Source organism: Mariniflexile fucanivorans (genome assembly GCF_004341235.1).
Taxonomy (GTDB): domain Bacteria; phylum Bacteroidota; class Bacteroidia; order Flavobacteriales; family Flavobacteriaceae; genus Mariniflexile; species Mariniflexile fucanivorans.
The window spans coordinates 125,422-143,392 of sequence record NZ_SLUP01000003.1 but is presented as its reverse complement, the minus strand read 5'-3'; the positions used below and the strand labels follow the sequence as shown (position 1 = coordinate 143,392).

Annotated in this window: 16 protein-coding genes; 11 read left to right on the top strand and 5 right to left on the bottom strand. The window is 30.8% G+C overall.

What is annotated here, in order from left to right:
• Positions 1 to 1,404, bottom strand: a complete 1,404-nt coding sequence (locus EV196_RS07330; RefSeq protein ID WP_132216898.1) for an anthranilate synthase component I family protein — start codon at positions 1,402 to 1,404, stop codon at positions 1 to 3.
• Between the two features lie 334 nt (positions 1,405 to 1,738).
• Between EV196_RS07330 and EV196_RS07325 the strand changes: the two genes are divergently transcribed.
• From EV196_RS07325 to EV196_RS07310, 4 genes are all read left to right on the top strand, one after another.
• Complete coding sequence (locus EV196_RS07325; RefSeq protein WP_132216896.1) at positions 1,739 to 2,275, top strand: TlpA disulfide reductase family protein; 537 nt, start codon at positions 1,739 to 1,741, stop codon at positions 2,273 to 2,275.
• A gap of 6 nt (positions 2,276 to 2,281) precedes the next feature.
• On the top strand, positions 2,282 to 2,902 hold the full coding sequence (locus EV196_RS07320; RefSeq protein WP_132216894.1) for a thioredoxin family protein: 621 nt from the start codon (positions 2,282 to 2,284) through the stop codon (positions 2,900 to 2,902).
• Between the two features lie 109 nt (positions 2,903 to 3,011).
• Positions 3,012 to 3,329: a rhodanese-like domain-containing protein gene (locus tag EV196_RS07315; protein WP_132216892.1), complete on the top strand. Its 318-nt coding sequence runs from the start codon at positions 3,012 to 3,014 to the stop codon at positions 3,327 to 3,329.
• A 272-nt stretch (positions 3,330 to 3,601) separates the two neighbouring features.
• On the top strand, positions 3,602 to 3,871 hold the full coding sequence (locus EV196_RS07310; RefSeq protein WP_132216890.1) for a hypothetical protein: 270 nt from the start codon (positions 3,602 to 3,604) through the stop codon (positions 3,869 to 3,871).
• Positions 3,872 to 3,965: 94 nt separating this feature from the next.
• Here EV196_RS07310 and EV196_RS07305 read toward each other — a convergent pair whose 3' ends face one another.
• The 3 genes from EV196_RS07305 to EV196_RS07295 all read right to left on the bottom strand — a co-directional run bounded on the left by EV196_RS07305 (position 3,966) and on the right by EV196_RS07295 (position 5,153).
• On the bottom strand, positions 3,966 to 4,274 hold the full coding sequence (locus EV196_RS07305; RefSeq protein WP_132216888.1) for a hypothetical protein: 309 nt from the start codon (positions 4,272 to 4,274) through the stop codon (positions 3,966 to 3,968).
• Between the two features lie 146 nt (positions 4,275 to 4,420).
• Positions 4,421 to 4,639, bottom strand: coding sequence for a hypothetical protein (locus EV196_RS07300; RefSeq protein ID WP_132216886.1), 219 nt, complete (start codon positions 4,637 to 4,639; stop codon positions 4,421 to 4,423).
• A 16-nt stretch (positions 4,640 to 4,655) separates the two neighbouring features.
• Positions 4,656 to 5,153, bottom strand: a complete 498-nt coding sequence (locus tag EV196_RS07295) for a DinB family protein (protein WP_132216884.1) — start codon at positions 5,151 to 5,153, stop codon at positions 4,656 to 4,658.
• 322 nt (positions 5,154 to 5,475) lie between these two features.
• On the opposite strand from EV196_RS07295, the gene EV196_RS07290 reads away from it, so the two are divergent.
• The 3 genes from EV196_RS07290 (at position 5,476) to EV196_RS07280 (ending at position 8,659) form a co-directional block, all read left to right on the top strand.
• Complete coding sequence (locus EV196_RS07290; protein ID WP_132217445.1) at positions 5,476 to 6,438, top strand: helix-turn-helix transcriptional regulator; 963 nt, start codon at positions 5,476 to 5,478, stop codon at positions 6,436 to 6,438.
• Between the two features lie 331 nt (positions 6,439 to 6,769).
• Complete coding sequence (locus tag EV196_RS07285; protein ID WP_132216882.1) at positions 6,770 to 7,099, top strand: hypothetical protein; 330 nt, start codon at positions 6,770 to 6,772, stop codon at positions 7,097 to 7,099.
• A 219-nt stretch (positions 7,100 to 7,318) separates the two neighbouring features.
• Positions 7,319 to 8,659, top strand: a complete 1,341-nt coding sequence (locus EV196_RS07280; protein ID WP_132216880.1) for a sigma-54-dependent transcriptional regulator — start codon at positions 7,319 to 7,321, stop codon at positions 8,657 to 8,659.
• 236 nt (positions 8,660 to 8,895) lie between these two features.
• Here EV196_RS07280 and EV196_RS07275 read toward each other — a convergent pair whose 3' ends face one another.
• Entirely contained in the window at positions 8,896 to 11,334 is a 2,439-nt protein-coding gene (locus EV196_RS07275) for a hybrid sensor histidine kinase/response regulator (protein ID WP_132216878.1), read from the bottom strand.
• A 552-nt stretch (positions 11,335 to 11,886) separates the two neighbouring features.
• Between EV196_RS07275 and EV196_RS07270 the strand changes: the two genes are divergently transcribed.
• From EV196_RS07270 to EV196_RS07255, 4 genes are all read left to right on the top strand, one after another.
• The gene (locus EV196_RS07270) at positions 11,887 to 13,242 is read left to right on the top strand and encodes an undecaprenyl-phosphate glucose phosphotransferase (RefSeq protein ID WP_132216876.1); all 1,356 of its coding nucleotides are present in this window, start codon (positions 11,887 to 11,889) and stop codon (positions 13,240 to 13,242) included.
• 33 nt (positions 13,243 to 13,275) lie between these two features.
• Positions 13,276 to 13,749 carry a UpxY family transcription antiterminator gene (locus tag EV196_RS07265; RefSeq protein WP_132216874.1) on the top strand — a complete coding sequence of 158 codons (474 nt, stop codon included), beginning with the start codon at positions 13,276 to 13,278 and terminating at the stop codon, positions 13,747 to 13,749.
• Positions 13,750 to 14,304: 555 nt separating this feature from the next.
• Positions 14,305 to 16,587: a polysaccharide biosynthesis tyrosine autokinase gene (locus EV196_RS07260; RefSeq protein WP_165876121.1), complete on the top strand. Its 2,283-nt coding sequence runs from the start codon at positions 14,305 to 14,307 to the stop codon at positions 16,585 to 16,587.
• Positions 16,588 to 16,639: 52 nt separating this feature from the next.
• Positions 16,640 to 17,941 carry a lipopolysaccharide biosynthesis protein gene (locus tag EV196_RS07255; protein WP_243652200.1) on the top strand — a complete coding sequence of 434 codons (1,302 nt, stop codon included), beginning with the start codon at positions 16,640 to 16,642 and terminating at the stop codon, positions 17,939 to 17,941.
• Positions 17,942 to 17,971 lie beyond the last annotated feature (30 nt).

The window sequence follows — 17,971 nt, the reverse complement described above, 5'->3', positions numbered from 1 at the left end:
TTAAATTGTTTCTGCTAATTCAATAGCTTTCGTTAGGGCTCCTAATTTATTATACACTTCTTGTAACTCGTTTTCAGGAGTTGATTTTGATACAATGCCAGCACCTGCGCGCCAATGTAATTCGTGGTTTTTACTCAGGAAGGTTCGAATCATGATGGCATGATTGAAGTTGCCTTCAAAGTCCATAAAACCAATAGCGCCACCGTAAAACGAACGGTTTGTTTTTTCGTATTGTTCTATTAATTGCATGGCTCTGTGTTTTGGCGCACCGCTTAAAGTTCCAGCTGGAAAGGTATCGGCAACCACTTGCATGGTTGAAGTTTCTTTATGTTTTTGTCCGGTAACTTTGCTTACCAAATGGATAACATGCGAGAAAAACTGAACTTCGCGGTAGGTATCCACCGTTACATGACTACCATGACGGCTTAAATCGTTTCTTGCTAAATCGACTAACATCACATGCTCTGCGTTTTCTTTGTCGTCTAGTTTCAATTGTTGGGCTAATTCAGCATCTTGAATGTCGTTTCCTGTACGTTTAAAGGTACCCGCTATGGGGTGAATTTCCGCTTTTCCATCGCTCAGAATAAGTTGTGCTTCGGGTGAAGACCCAAATATTTTAAAGTTGCCATAATCAAAATAAAACAAATAGGGTGAAGGGTTGATGCTTCGTAACGCACGATAGACATTAAATTCATCCCCTTTAAATTCTTGTGTAAAACTTTTTGATAAAACGAGCTGAAACACATCACCACGACCACAATGTTTTTTTGCTAATTCTACATGGTGCTTATACTCATCATCAGATAAATTAGATGAGATTTCTCCGCTTGAAGCAAAGTTGTAAGAGGCAAAGTTTTTAACTTTAATTAAATGGTCTATTTCGTCAATATTAGATTCATTATCAAAACAATGTGCAAAAATATATGCTTCATTTTTTTGATGATTAATAGCGATGATGTTTTGATACACCGCATAATTAACCTCAGGAATTGTTATGGAATTTTCTTTTTTAGAAATGTCAATATCTTCAAAATATTTAACCGCATCGTAAGCGATGTAACCAAAAATACCATTATTTATGAATTTGAATTCTTCTTCAGAATTTACTTTGAAACGTTTTGTGAATTGATTAATTTCTTCCGAAACATCGGTGCTTTTTGTTATGGGTTTTTCAGTTTCACTACCATCTGGAAATGTTTGAAAAATGGTCTCGTTTTCAACCTTAATAGTAGCAATAGGGTTGAAACAGATGTATGAAAAACTGTTATCGTTGGCATGATAATCACTACTCTCAAGCAAAATACTGTTTGGGTATTTATCTCTTATTTTTAAATAAATACTAACAGGCGTAATGGTGTCTGCCAGAATTTTTTTGTAGTGCGTGTATAAGTTAAATTTGTTCATTATGCTGAATGTGTTTCAGTGTTTTGGTATTAAAAAAAGGCTTGTCGTGAACGACAAGCCTTTTGGATATTTTAAGTTTTAAATATACTAAGGTTTTACTTCACGAAACGTAAGTTTAGTAAGCTCCACCACCAAGTATTATTTAAAATTGTATTCATAGTTATTATTAATTGGTTCAAATATAGAAATCAAAATAGAACTACGCAATACTTCAAGTTAATTTTTGCATAAAATATTGTTAAACGGGGTAATAACATTGAAGTATTAATTAGTTTTATGGTTAAAATGATATATCATTAAATCAATTAATCATTTTTTTAGTCTAAAAGAAGCTATGAAATTTAAAACAGTACTTATAATATTACTTGTTTTTGCAAGTTGTAAAAATGAAGAGAAAAAAGCAGAAATAGCAACCAATGATAATGTGGTTGAAAAGCAAATTGAAGCTAATTTAGATTTAGAAGTTTATGATTTTGCTGGTTTTGAAAAATTTCTAAATAGGGATGATGGTAAAATTCACGTTATTAATTTTTGGGCCACTTGGTGTGCGCCTTGCGTGAAGGAACTCCCGTATTTTGAAAAATTGAATGCCGAGTATGGAAATGAAAATGTAGAGGTATTGTTGGTGAGTTTAGATTTTCCACATTTATATGAATCAAAGTTGAAACCATTTATAAAAGACAATAAACTAAAATCGAAAGTCATTGCTTTAGATGATGCAGATATGAATACATGGATCCCAAAAGTGGATGAAACATGGTCTGGGTCGTTACCAGCAACCATCATTTATAAAAATAATAAACGTAAATTTTTTGAACAATCATTTACATTTGAAGCATTAGAAACCGAAGTCAAACAATTTTTAAAATAGAACACTATGAAGAATACATTCAAATTAATTTCAGTAGCTATTATTGTATTGTGCGTAAGTGCATTCACAATAAATAAAACAACTTTAAATGAAGGTTATAAAATAGGTGATGTTGCCGAAGATTTTTCACTAAAAAATGTTGACGGGAAGATGGTCTCATTATCCGATTATAAAGATGCTAAAGGATTTATAATAACATTTACCTGTAACACCTGCCCCTATGCGGTGATGTATGAAGACAGAATTATTGCTTTAGATAAGAAATACGCAGCAAAAGGCTATCCTGTAATTGCCATTATGCCCAATAATGTCTCTGTAAAACCAGATGATAATTTAGATGCCATGAAACAACGCGCCACCGATAAAGGCTTTACGTTTCCTTACTTAATTGATAAAGAACAAAAAGTATATCCAAAATTTGGAGCTACAAAAACGCCACATATGTTTATACTTCAAAAAACAAAGAAAGGAAATGTGGTTAAATATATAGGTGCTATTGATGATAATTATAAAGACGCATCATCTGTAACCACTAAATATGTTGAGAAAGCGGTGGATGCACTTTTACAAGGAAAAGAAGTTGAACAAACTGAGACTAAGGCGATAGGTTGTTCAATAAAAGCATAAATTGAAAGTATTTAACTAAAGAATCAAAAATCTAAAGTGTAAAACTTTAGATTTTTTTCGTCTATAAATTTTAGATGATTAATTTTGTAGCATAAAAAATAAATTAAAAATGGAAGATTTATCACAAGAAGAATGGGCATCTCAACTAGCTGAGGATACAAACGCCGTAGTTTTAGATGTAAGAACAGATGCAGAAGTAGCAGATGGTATCATACCAAACGCCATCCATATAGACATATTTAAAGGTCAAGCGTTTATAGATGAAGTAGAAGCTTTAGATAAAGATAAAAACTATTATGTGTACTGTCGCTCTGGAAACAGAAGTGGGCAAGCCTGCGCCATTATGGATCAACTTGGGTTTGCAAACGCTTATAACTTAGAAGGCGGTATTTTGGAGTGGGAAGGCGATTTGGTAGACAAGGATTAATTCCTTTTATAATGATTCGCTTTTAAGCAGTTTTTTTGTAAAAAGATGAACTTTATACAAACAAAGCCAATTATAATCGAATACCTAATAGATTTTATTTCTTTATTTAAAAAAGTTATAGGCGTGTAGTTCGTCGATATTTTGCTTTTTTATCTTTTTTTTGGGTACTTCATCTTTTTTATTTTAAGAATCAAGCCGTTATTTATAACTTTATAATAAGTTGAGGCCCTTACCTTAATTTAAGACTACAAGATTAATTAATCCAATTTATTATGCAAAACGGTTACATCATATTAGGAATTATAGCTTTACTATTTATGAGCATGTATGGCTACGCTTATTTTTCTGTTTTTATGGAAAAAGTGAAAGCTAGAAAAAATAAAGAAATAGATATTGAAAAGGAAGCAATAAGGCTTGAACAACGTAAAAAAAATCAAGAACTTATTGACCAACGTGTTAGAAAATTCAATGAACGAAAAGAAGAAATTCAAAAAGAATTGATGCTTTTGGAAAAAATGAAAGAAAGACAACAAGTGAGCTAAACTAAACTCCAATATATTGAAAAAGTCCATGTAAATAGTTATTTACATGGACTTTTTCTTTTCTATATGTTGATGTTCATTAAAGAAAATAGTATCAAAACATGCTAGAGGCTGCGGAAACTAGATGCATTGTTTCAATAGTAGGATCTAATTCCAGTTTGCTCTCATCTCTTTCTTTTTGGAATGTTAAAAATGAAGCTGTTTCTAATAATTGTTTTTGAATCGTTTCATCTTTGTAATGAGACAGATGAACAAAGGTTTTTTCGTCTTCGCATAAGTAAACATGATATTGAAAATTGTTAGTGTTCAATTTTTTAAAATCAAGCATAAATAATTTAATGTTCTCTCGGTTCTTATATAAAAAATCGGGGTTTACGGTGTAAGTTACTTTTACTATAATCATCTTAATTTTTTCATTTGATTTTTTAGGGTTTAATACCCCGAGGCTTGCCTCGTCTTCATTTATGGAATTTGGATTTTCTTTTTTTTTTTTTTTGGAATTTAGTCCCTCATGGGCTTGCCCTGAGGTAGTTTATTAATATTAGTAAATCAATATAACTCTTCACACAAAAAGCCATGATTATTTAAAACACTACAAATAGAATCACTTTTAATTATTTTGGTTTCAATTCGGAGGATATTGTCACAATCCTGCAAATCAAAATTCCAAAAACCATTTTTACCAATCAAATTATTCAAAAATGGTTGTACTGTTTTAATATGTCTTTTTTTAGAAATAGAAGTTTTAAATACTAAAACGGTTTTCATTAATATTTGTTTTTAATTAGCGTTCATAAAATGCAGGTGGTTCAATACCTAAAGAGCGTAAATATACATAAGCTTGCGCGCGATGGTGAATTTCATTATCAATAAAATAGAATATAGATGAATACACCGTACCTTCATATTGACCAAAAATTTTAATATTCTTTTGAAATTGTTCGGGCTTAATTTGAACCCAATAGGTATTAATTTCATTCGTTGCTTCATCCCATAACTCAAGAATTTTTGATTTCTGGTTAGCATGTTCAAAATGCTCATTAAGAGGCGCTGTTTTTCCTGTTGCTATTTCTTTAATGCCGGGACCAGCAATCCCTAAAAGCTCCATCACCATTTCAGAGAAAGGACGCATCCCACCAATGGTATGATTGAAAAAAGCGTTTTCCGGAAAAGCTTCAATAGTTCGGCGCGTTAAACTTCGGTGTCCTTGCCAATGGTTTATTAAATCTGTTGGGGTGATAACTTCGTGTAATTTTGCAGTTTCTTTTAATGTGGTTTCCATAATTGTTGGTTTTAAATTGATTTATATTTCTAAACCAAAATTAGTAATCAGGTGTGACAGCCTTTTGTCAGTAGTAAAAAAATATTTTAAATTTAATTACTAAATAAATGAAAATCAATTAATTAAAAAATGATGTTGTTTTTTTGAAAATGAATAAATCTGTTAAAACAGATTTATTGTTGACAAAGGGTTGTCACAATCCATACATTACTTTGTATAAGATTATAATGTTAATTATGGAATTGTTATGGATAAAATGAAGTCTCATTTTGGTTTATACTTTCATTTGAAGTCCTATCTTTGGGAAATATGCTATGCTATTATGAGTTTAGATTCTGTAAAACGTTTTGACCGCATTGTTGCCATTCTTGTGCAATTACAATCTAAACGCATTGTTAAGGCACAGGAATTAGCTGATAGATTTCAGGTAAGTTTAAGAACTATTTATAGAGATGTAAGAACCTTGGAAGCATCGGGCGTACCCATAATTAGTGAAGCGGGCGTGGGGTATTCTATTATGGAAGGGTATAGATTGCCTCCTGTGATGTTTACTCGCGAAGAAGCTGGAAGTTTTGTTGCTGCTGAAAAGTTTATGCAAAAGTTTGTTGATAAATCTTTAGGGAGTTATCATGAATCTGCGATGTTTAAAATTAAATCGGTGTTACGAGGACGTGAAAAAGATTGGATTTCGGCATTAGAATCGCAAATAATGGTCGATCCTTCACAAGAACTCTTCAATAAAAACTTACCCAATGCATTACAGATTCTTTTTGAAAGTATTGCTGAAAAGAAACAAGTATTTTTAAAATATCAAGCTTTAAATAATGAAATACCTTCAGAAAGGCATATTGAGCCTGTTGGTGTGTTTCATGAAAATGGATTCTGGTATGTTTTGGGGTATTGCCATATTAGAAATGATTACAGGCAATTTAGAACCGATAGAATGTTGTTAATAAATAAAACCCAACTTCCATTTACTATCGAACACGGAACGATAGATGAGCATCGACAAAAAAATGAAACGGTTCAAAAAACAAAAGTTGTAATTTTGGTTGATAAAAGCGTCTCACGTCACATAAGTAGCGGTAGAAAGCATTATGGTTTTATATCAGAAACCACAAAAGGTAAATACGTAGAAATGACATTTATGACAGCAGACATTGAAAACGGATTTTCTAGATGGTACCTAATGTTTTGCGATTATGCAAAAATTATAGAACCCGAAAGTTTAAAACAGCGGGTTATGGATATCTTGAAAACAGCAGAATCTAAAATTTTAAGCTGAAAAGGTTTATGTAGATTTTAAAAAGATGACTTTCACATTCATCAGTTAGAAAAAACATATAAAAACTATATACAAAGCTTTTATAAGTTTGTTTTAATGAAATCAAAATGATTTTAATAAGCCCTATAGATGGTGTAATTTTTACCCAATTTACTACGCAATTACCCATTATTTACACATGTTAAGTTCTGCAGTTTAAAAAAAACAAACTTATTAACTCATTAAAAAACAGTTATTTAAGTGTTTTAAGGTGTTCTTTATTATTAATGGCATATTTATTTCTTTATACTAATCGTAAATAAATTAATAATAATTAAAAACCCTAAAAATCATGAAAAAATTAATTTTAACAGTAGCAATTTTAGCAAGTGGAATTTCAACTTTTGCATTATCGAACACCATTCTGCCATCAGAAACCATCAGTGTTGTAATGAATGAAGAATTTAAGGAAATCGCAGTTGATAAACTTCCAGCAGCAGTAACAAGTGCTGTGGAAAAAGATTTTGCTTCATCTACCATAACAAAAGCTTACATGAACAGTAAAGAGCAATATAAACTTGAGCTTGATGTTGAAGGAACTGCAACTACAGTTTATGCAGATAAAGAAGGAAATTGGTTAGAGGAAAGTGCCGTTACAGGTGCGAAAAAAGAAATGGAGTAAAAATAAAATCATATATTTTAACTCAATTTTTTTGGAAAAAGGACGTTTTAATTAAAACGTCCTTTTTTTATATTTTTTTTAAATGTATTAATCCTTTTATCTTAATATTTTTGTAAGAACTTATTTAAATTTATGGAATTTCCATAACTAAATAATGAAACCCAAAAGGATGATTATATAGATGAAACCTGTGATCTCTAAAACAATAAATATAAACGGATGAAACATATCTTATTTATAGAAGATGATGTTACGTTTTCTGAAATGCTAAAAAATTTCTTAGAGCGTCATCAATATACAGTGGATCTTAGCTATACGATTCATAATGCTTCTACTTTATTAAAAAAGCATAAATACGATTTGGTTTTTACAGATTTAAGACTTCCTGATGGTGATGGTATTGGTTTTTTGAAGCAAATAAAACAATCAAACAGCCATATTCCCGTGGTTTTAATGACGGGTTATGCAGAAGTTTCTACAGCTGTGCAAGCCATGAAACAGGGGGCTTTCGATTATATTTCAAAACCGTTTAATCCAGATGAAGTTTTAGAAGTTATTGGTAATGCTTTGGAAGTAAAAAAAACAGCCGCTGTTTTGCCTAAAGTTAACCACGAAAAGAAAAGTGAAAAATCAAATACAGATTTTGTTGCAGGCATTAGTGCAGCATCAAAAACTTTAAACGAGTACATCCATTTGGTAGCACCAACCAACATGTCTGTTTTAATAACAGGCGAAAGTGGTACCGGAAAAGAAGTTGTTGCAAAAAATATTCATTTAAAAAGTTCACGAAGTGATAAACCATTTGTAGCGGTAGATTGTGGTGCCATACCAAAGGAAATTGCATCCAGCGAATTTTTTGGACATAAAAAAGGATCGTTCACTGGGGCTACAGATGATAAAATAGGCCATTTTGAATCGGCTAATGGTGGTACGCTTTTTTTAGATGAAGTAGGTAATTTAACCTATGAAAACCAAGTGCAGTTACTGCGCGCCTTACAAGAAAGAAAAGTAAAACCTATTGGAAGTAGTGATGAAATTTCAGTAGATATTAGATTGATTACTGCCACCAATGAAGATTTATTACATGCTGTTGAGAAAGGCGATTTTAGGGAAGATCTATACCATCGGTTAAATGAGTTTTCTATTAAAGTCCCAAATTTAAAAGATAGACATGATGATTTAATTCTGTATGCCGATTTTTTTTTAAACAAAGCAAATGAGCAGTTAAATAAAACTGTAGCAGGTTTTTCAAAAGAGGTATTAACGGTTTTTCAAAATTATCAATGGCCCGGGAATTTAAGGGAACTTTCCAATGTTATTAAAAGAGCAACTTTATTAACGCAGTTAGAGGTTATTGAGGTACAAGTTCTGCCAGAAGAATTGCTACATTCAAAGAAAAATAATGATTCATCAAATAAATTTTCTACCAAGAAAAACGAAAAAGAACTTATTATAACTGTTTTACAAGAAGTTGATAATAATAAAACGCAAGCTGCTAAGTTATTAAACATCACAAGAAAAACACTTTATAATAAAATGAAGGAATACAGTCTTAATTAAGCTGGTGTGAGTTCAGTATAACGAATAATTACATACTGATGATAAAATAATTGATTGTCTACATTATGTTTTAAATCCATAAATAGCTGTTTTATGGAGACTTTATTATAGTGTCACGAAAAAATAAATAATAGTATATTGTAAAATTATTCTGCTAATTTTTGTGGATAACCGCTTATTTTTTACAAATATGTAAAAACGGACATACAGTAAAAAAACTTTAAAAATAGAATTTCTTACGTCGAACGCGCGTTAAGATAAGTTTCTAACGCTTCTAAAAAATGGCTTAGGTTAGTTTCAAAATCAATAAAAAGCTTATCATCAATCCGTGTGCTTATTTCAAACAATTCTAAAAAAGGAACAACTTTGTTAACCTCCAGTTGCTTGAACATGCTAAGCATCCTATGGCTAACACTGTTAAAAGTATCAATATCATTATCTTTTTTGGCTTGTTTTAATATTAGAATGTTCTTTTTGGTATCTTCTAGAAAAATATCTAAGGTTTTTTTTATTGCGTCTGTATCATTATTTAAAAAAGAGCTTAAAGTTTTTATGCTAAATCCATTGGGTTTTATAAGTTCTTCAATCAAGATTTTATGAGTTCTTTCAAATAATTCATCATCAAAAAAACACTGTAAAATACAGTCTAGTTTACTGTTGTTGAAGGGTTTAATCAATACTTCGGAAAAGCCACTTTTTATATAATCTTCTATGGAAAGATTGGATCTTCCCGTCATCGCTACTATGGGTTGATTTTTATAAGACTGATGGTTTTTAAGTATTTCCATAAAATGGATGCCATTCATTTTAGGAAGTTGAATATCGGTAAGAACTAAGTCGAAAGGCATATTATCAACAGTTTCTAAAGCACTTTGTGCATTATCAAAAACATGTACTTCTATGTTGTATTGGTTTAAGAGTTCCTTTATTAGTTGTTGCATCGAGGTATCATCTTCAACAACCATGGCTTTTAAATTGTATTTTTTTTGTGTTGCAACCAACTTTTTTTCATCCAGAGATTGCTCGGATAAAGTGATGGGAATTTTTAAGCTAAACGAACTCCCTTTGCCCAATTCGCTTTTTAAGGTTAAGGTGCCACCCAATAATTCGGCAAGTTTTTTTGAGATAGTCAGCCCTAATCCAAAACCATTTTTTTTACTTTCTTTTGTGTTATTGGCTTGTGTAAAAGCTTTAAAAATATTTTTTTGTTCCTCTTTGTTAATACCTATTCCGGTATCGCTCACCAAAATTTGTAAGAGGTTTTTATTATTGTTGGGAAGCAAAACACTTTCAATAGTTATGGAGCCTTCATTAGTAAATTTGCAGGCATTTGTTACCAAATTGTATAAAATTTGTTTCATCCTAAAAGGATCGCTTACTATTTGGTTTTCAATAGTTTTGTCATGTTTTATAATGATGTTTATGGGTTCATCTTGCACTAAGTTTTTTCCGGTTTCACCAATTTCATTTATAAGATTTTCTAAATTGAAAGGTATGGTTTCAATTGAAACGGTATTGTTTTCCAATTTCGAAAATTCCAAAAGGTCATCAACCAATTGTCCCATGTAAGTGGATGCATTTTGAATGTGTTCCACATAATTCTTATCCTTGAAGCTTTTGGTCGATTTTTGAAGCAATTCACTATAACCTGTAATGGTACTTAAAGGAGTTCTTAAATCATGGCTTACCATAGATATAAGCTGTTCCCTACTTTTTAAAAGCGAGGAGGTGGTTTTGTTGGCTTGTTCCAATTTAGCACGATACCGTTGACTTTTCCAAAAATCATTTAAAAAAATAATGGAAAAGATGATGATAATTATGAAGCTAATCCCTGCCGCGAAAAGTATGATATTGGTGCTGCGATTAAGTGTTTTTTCTCTTTGTTTATTTATGTTTTTGGAATATATAATGATCCCTTTTTCTAAGGAAGTTAGCAATTCTTGTAGTTTTCTAGAAATAGTGAGGTCGTTTTCAATGAGTTCCCGTTCCTTTTTTTGTAATGAGATGCGCTGTTTATTCGTTTCCTTTTGTGCATCTTTCAGCATGTTTTTAGAAATAGATAGCAACGAATCAATATGCTTTTGGTCAATACTATTAATGGAGTCTTGTGGGTTGTATTTATTGAGTATGCCAACATATTCCTCCAGGTTTTTACGGGTTTTTATATCTAGGGATTGTGGGTTTTCGACAAAATCTGTAATAGAAATTTTGCCTAAAAACGGATCGATGGAACTTAATTTATTAATAGCTGTATTTAGAGATTCACCAGAATTGTCATTAATTTTCAGATTTTTTAAATCGGTTATATTTTTAAGTTTGTTATTAATAACCAGTTTAATGCTGTCTAAAATAAATTCTTGAGAACCATTATTGGCTATAAAATTCAATGAATCAATTTTTAACAATAACTGCTGGTTTTCATAAACATATTCATTAAATTTTTCTGATGAATTTAATTGAATCGCTGCTCTTGCCAAACTTTCGTTTTCATAAATATTGGCAATTAAACTTCCCACTTTTACAATTTTACTTCGGTCTGTACTATCTTCTCGTTGTAATTGCGTGAAGGTTTTTATCTCCGAAAGCACTAAAACACCAGAAATGGTCGCTAAAATTCCAAGTATAAAATAACCCGCTAATAGCTTAAATGGAACTCTGTGTTTAGGTAACTTCATAAAGGATAAATAAGCTTATATAGTAAATAAATGTTGTTCTGTTTTTATTAAAATGAAAACGGTTTGAGTTCTATTTTGTTGTTTAAAAGGAGTTTGAATTTTTTAAAAAAGCATGAAAAAATGTGTTAAATTAAATACTGAAAAAAAACTTGAACAAAAACGAGATGAACACCACATTTCATTCTTTTAAACCTTGAAAATATATACTATATTAATATTGATATATGTTATTTTGATGTGTAAAAAAAAACCTGTAAATGCTTGAAATTGTTAAGCATAAACCAAATATTGTACTTCAACGATTATAATTGCTATGTGAAGAATATTTAATTCATATTCAAAATTTCTTGTTTTTTTTGCGCTAATATCTAGTAAAAGTTACACAAATTAGTAGTTTTTTAAGTATAGATTAATAGCGTTTTTTATTGTGACGACATAAAAATAAATGTGTCAAAATATTTAAAGTATAAATCATTTAAGTACAATGCTTAATATGTAAGGTTTTGCTTTATAAATAATTAGGTGCATTGTAACGATTTTTTTAAATACTAAATGAAAACTAAAAGCTATTCAAATTTAATTATACCTCTCACAGCTGTTGTCCATTTAATAATAATAAATGGTGTTTTGTGGCTTTTTACACCAGAAATTTATTTGAATTTTTGGGCCTTTGTATATTACAATACTTCTTGGTTAGTTATTGCACATCACTTAAATTTTTATCCCACAGGTCGTAGAGAGGTGTTCATGACCAATATTAGAAGATTGGCTTATTTATTTGCCATTTATGGATTTGCCTATTTTTCTTGGTTTGCGGTTGCAGGTATTACAGTAACTTCATTGTATTACTACATATTTGTATATGGGTTAATTTGTTTTTGTATTACCGCCTACAGGTTTGTTTTCTATATGTTTGTTAGTCACTACAGGTTAAAAGGAGGTAACTATGTGAATGTGGTCGTTATAGGTAGGGATAAAAACCTTAAAAAAATACGACGAATTTTTGATCATCCTCAATTTGGTTATAGGTATCATGGTTTTTTTGATGATGGCCCTTCTGGGAGTCCAACGTATCATGGTCCAGTTATGGGGTGTTTTAAATATATTTTAGAGAATAGAATTGACGAAGTGTATTGTACAGCTGCAAAACTTTCAAAAGATCAACTTCAAAACCTGATTAATTTTGCCGATAATAACTTAATTAAGCTTAAAATTATACCAGACAACAAGGATATATTTACTAGATCGATGTCTATTGAACAGTATGATAATATTCCTGTGTTAAAATTAAGGACCGTGCCCTTAGAAACAGAATTTTCTATGGTTGTTAAGCGTGCTTTTGATGTTGTTTTTTCAAGTTTTGTAATAATCACATTATTATCGTGGTTAATTCCTTTGTTATATATTCTTATAAAGTTGGAATCACCAGGCCCGTTGTTTTTTAAGCAAAAGAGACATGGTTTAAACCGTCATGCCTTTTGGTGCATCAAATTTAGGTCCATGGCCAATAACGCTGATTCAGATAGTAAAATGGCTACAAAAAATGATATGCGTATTACCAAAATTGGTAGAATAATACGTAAAACGAGTATTGATGAGTTGCCACAGTTTTTAAACGTTTTTATGGGCGATATGAGTGTTGTAGGGCCACGTCCGCATATGGAAAAGCATACTGCAGACTATGAAATATCTGTAGATAAATATTTGGTAAGACATTTTGTGAAACCGGGTATTACAGGTTTAGCACAAGTACAGGGGTACCGAGGCGAGATTAGTACGCCATCTGATATATTGAATAGAATCCGTTTGGATATTCTTTATGTAGAAAAATGGTCCTTGTGGTTGGACTTAAAAATTATATTCAAGACGGTGGTTAATGCGGTAATGGGCGAAGAAAAGGCATACTAAAAAGGTAAATATTAATATATAAATCGATAAATTATGAATTGGTTCGTATTATGTGTTAAAGCACAACAAGAAAAAAAAGTTGCAGATATTTTAACAAAAATGCAAGTTGAGGTTTATTGCCCTATGCTGAAAGAAACTAAGGTATGGAGCGACCGCCAGAAAGTAGTTGAAACACCTTTATTTAAATCTTATGTATTTGTTAAACTTGAAGAGAAATATAGAGGCATAGTGTTTGGCGCACCAGGAGTCATTCGCTATTTGTTTTACCTAGGAAAACCAGCGTTAGTTCGCGATGAAGAGATTTGGGATATCAAAAAATGGATGGCAGGTGATAGTAAGGATTTAAATGCTCTTTCTCAATTAATACCAGGAAGTGAAATCGTTATTCAAAACGGAGTTCTAAAAGACCATAAAGGGATAGTGTATTGGATTAATAAAAACAACGTATCTTTTTTCTTAAAAGAAATGGGCGTTTCAGCTCAAGTAAAATTAAGGGATGTGGTATAGGAGTATTTAAAAATGGAAACCTTTTGCGATAATTAACAAATCTTTAAACACTTAGTTTAATAAAATAACTGGTATCATGAATGTTTTGGCATGTGTAATTTTGCCTTTATATAATTGTGGTTTGTTTATTAGAAACTATTATAAATTATAGATTACATAAATCTGTAAAATCACCTTTTGCAATTAATCAAATTACTTTGTAGAGTATAATAAAATATGTTTCTTTGGCAAGAATCTAATATAAAACTGGGTTTATTTCAGTATAAAAATTGGTAACAGGTTCAATTTGTGTCTGTAATTAATTAACAGCTATTAAAAGAGGTATTTAATATCTCAAATTTATAATTAAAATTTATTTCTATGGTCTTAAAAATGGGACTCGTACGGCGGAGCCGTGGAATAGTAGGTATTTTTCACGCATTAATTAAACAAAAAAAATAGAAACTTTAGTGTGGTAAGTGTTTTTATTTACATATTACTTTACTAAGTTTCTTATACATTAAATAACATCTATGTCTCACTATGTCAGAAGTTAATAAAATTTCCAAAAAAAATATGGAAAAAGATATCATTAAAATAATTTCCAGTTACTTAAAATATTGGTACTTGTTTGTAATTGGAGCTGCTATTTGTGTAGCATTAGCTTTTTTTCACTTGCGTTACCGAGTCGTTACGCAATATGATATTTACGCTAAAATCCTTCTAAATGATAAAAAAGGAAGTGATCAATCTTCAAATTTAGAATCTTTGAGCGATTTTGGATTACTAAAAGTTTCAAAAAATATTCAAGATGAAATAGGTGTATTACAGTCTTATGATTTAATGAAAATAACATTAGATGAATTAGGGATGGCGGTAGGATATTATTATGAAGGACGATTGAATGAAATGGAAGTTTATAAAACACAAATCCCTTTTCATATCGTTTTAAATGATAGTCTTTCAATATCGCAATATGGTAATTTTGGCAGTATAACCTTACTAAATTCAAAAACGTACCAAGTAGAAGTTACAGATGCAGAAGGTAATCCACAAAAAACAACCTATAATTTTGATGAAGAAGTAAAAACTCCATTTGCAACATTTACCGTTGTTTTAGATGATAAAAACATTGATTTTAAATCTCAAAAACCCATTTTGGTTAGCTTTAACAACACTGAGGAATTGGCTAAGATTTATAATCAAAAATTGATGGTTCAAACTGTTGAAAAAGATGGTGGTGGCTTATTACAAATTACTATTAACGATGTAATTCCTGATAGAGGAGTTGATGTTGTTAACAAACTCATAGAGATTTATGAGCGTAAATCAACTGAACATAAAAATATACTAGCCAATACAACACTTAGTTTAATTGATGGCCGTTTAGAATTGCTTTCAGGAGAACTTAGCAGTGTTGAGAAAAATGTTGAAAGCTATAAAAAAACAAACGATTTAACTGATGTAAGTTCTGATGCGGCACGTTTTATTCAACTAGCGGGTGAATCAGACAGGGAGCTAGAAGCTATAAAATCTCAAATAGATGGGATTAATGCTTTAGAAAATAATTTAGCACAATCTAGTGGAGATTCTTACGAATTAATTACAGCTATCGGTTATCAAAATGCGTCTTTAGCTGGTTTAATTTCTAGGTACAATGAATTGGTGCAAACTCGAAAAAGTATGTTAAGGACAGCAGGTGTAGGAAATCCGGTGGTTATTGAGGTAAGTAAACAGTTATTGGATTTGAAAAATGCTATTGCAGGAAATGTTCAAAGTATTAAATCTGGTTTGCTCAGCTCGAAAAGGAATATTTTAAATAACGCAGTAAGTTACAAATCTAAAATATCAACAGTCCCAACCGCTGAAAGAGCGCTTTTGGAAATTAATAGAGATCAAGGTTTAAAACAAAATTTATACCTGTACTTATTGCAAAAAAGAGAAGAAGAAGCCTTATCTATCTCTGTGCCTTTTTCCGAAACTCGAATTATTGAATCGCCAAGAGCTTTTATGGCAGGTAAAAGTAAAATGCCCGTTTATTTGGGTGCTATTCTTTTTGGGCTATTTGTGCCATTCCTATATATCTTTTCCAAAAACATGCTAAACAATAAAATTCAAACGAAAGAAGATATTGAAGAAATAACCGATTGTTTTATCTTAGGAACTATTGCTACAAATACCGAAAAAAACACGGTAGTCGTCACCGAAAACAATGTGAGCCCTTCAGCAGAGCTATTTCGTTTATTACGCCATAATTTAAAATTTAGTACCCAAGGGAAATCCGAACAAGTTATCATGGTCACTTCTGGAAATCAAGGCGAAGGAAAAACCTTTATATCTATTAATTTAGCGGCTAGTTTAGCCGTTACCGGAAAAAAAGTAGTGGTTCTAGGATTCGATTTACGCGCTCCAAAATTAATGGCAAATGTGGGGTTAGCAAATACTTTAGGGATCACAGATTTTATAATAGACCCTACATTAGATATAAATGATATCATTGTAACGTATCCAGAAGCCAATAATTTATTCTTTATAGGTTCTGGTACGTTGCCTCCAAACCCTGGAGAATTGATGCTGAGTAATCGTATTAAAAGTTTAATAGATACGCTTAAAGAAACATTTGATTATATCATTATTGATACAGCCCCTATAGGCAAAGTATCCGATGCTTTTTCTTTAATACCTTATGTAAATTCAACCTTATATGTAGTGCGCAGTAACTATACTGAAAAAGCAGAACTAGAAGTGTTTAGCGACATTGTTGAAAGTCATAAATTACAATCTGTTATGGTGGTTTTAAACGATGTAAAATTAGATAAATCATCGGGATATGGTTATGCTTATGGTGGGAAAGCATAATGTTAAAATACTGTAATCGATAATTTAGATAAACAAATTTTAATAATTAAAATTGAGCAAAATCAAAAATAAAATAAAAGGTATAAAATCTCATCCATCTTACAATAAATTACTTTATTGGGGGAAAAGTATTTCTATTACAGCCTTATCTCAAATTGTAGTGCAAGGGTTGGCATTTCTCTGTGGTATTTTAGTTATACGTTTATTACCCCTTGAAGAATATGCATTATATACTTTAGCAAATACTATGTTAGGTTCTATGACTATGCTTGCAGATGTTGGCGTTTCTAATGGTGTTATGGCACAAGGCGGTAAAGTTTGGCAGAATAGAGAAAAACTTGGAGCCGTTTTAATGACAGGATTGTATTTAAGGCGCAGGTTAGCTTTTTGGAGTCTTATAGTAATTACTCCAATATTATTTTATTTATTAATGCACAATGGGGCTAGTTGGTTTACAGCTGTTTTAATTGTATTATCAATAATTCCAGCTTTCTACGCATCACTTTCGGATAACCTACTTGAAATTGTACCAAAATTACACCAAGATATTTATCCTCTTCAAAAAAATCAAATTTCAGTTAGTATTGGACGATTAGTGCTTTCTGCTTTATTGGTTTTTATTTTTCCTTGGACTTTTGTTGCAATATTAGCAAGTGGAATTCCAAGAGTTATAGGCAATATTAAATTAAGAAAAATTGCATATAATTTTGCAGATGAATCTCAAAAACCTGATAGTATTATTAGTAAGGATTTAATGACTATAGTAAAAAGAGTATTACCTTCTTCAGTATATTTTACCTTTTCCGGACAAATTTCTATTTGGTTAATTTCTTTATTTGGTACTACCATGGCCTTAGCCCAAGTTGGAGCTTTGGGACGCATTTCTCTTATATTTAGCCTTTTTGGTGCGATATTTGGATTTTTAATTATTCCACGTTTGGCAAGATTGCCAAATGAAAAGCACATACTTTTAAAAAAGTACTTACAAACAATATTATTTGTATTAGTTTTTTATACTGGATTAGCAATAATTATATCACTTTTATCAACAGAAATACTATGGGTTTTAGGAGATAAGTATTCGGGTTTAGAATATGAATTGACTTTAAGCATTATAGGTTTTTGTGTTTCAACATTTGCAGGAGTATCCTTTAGTTTTTATTCTACCAGAGGCTGGATAATACACCCTATAATTGTTATTCTAGTAGATTTAAGTGCTGTAGTCTCAGGAGTTTTTATATTTCCAATATCTAATTTAAAAGGAGTTCTTGAGTTTAATATATACGTTGCTTCAATATTATGTTTGATGAACTTTTTGTACAGTTTAATTAAAATTAAAAGTATTAAAATTTAATTTATTTATTATAGAATTATGAGTATTTTG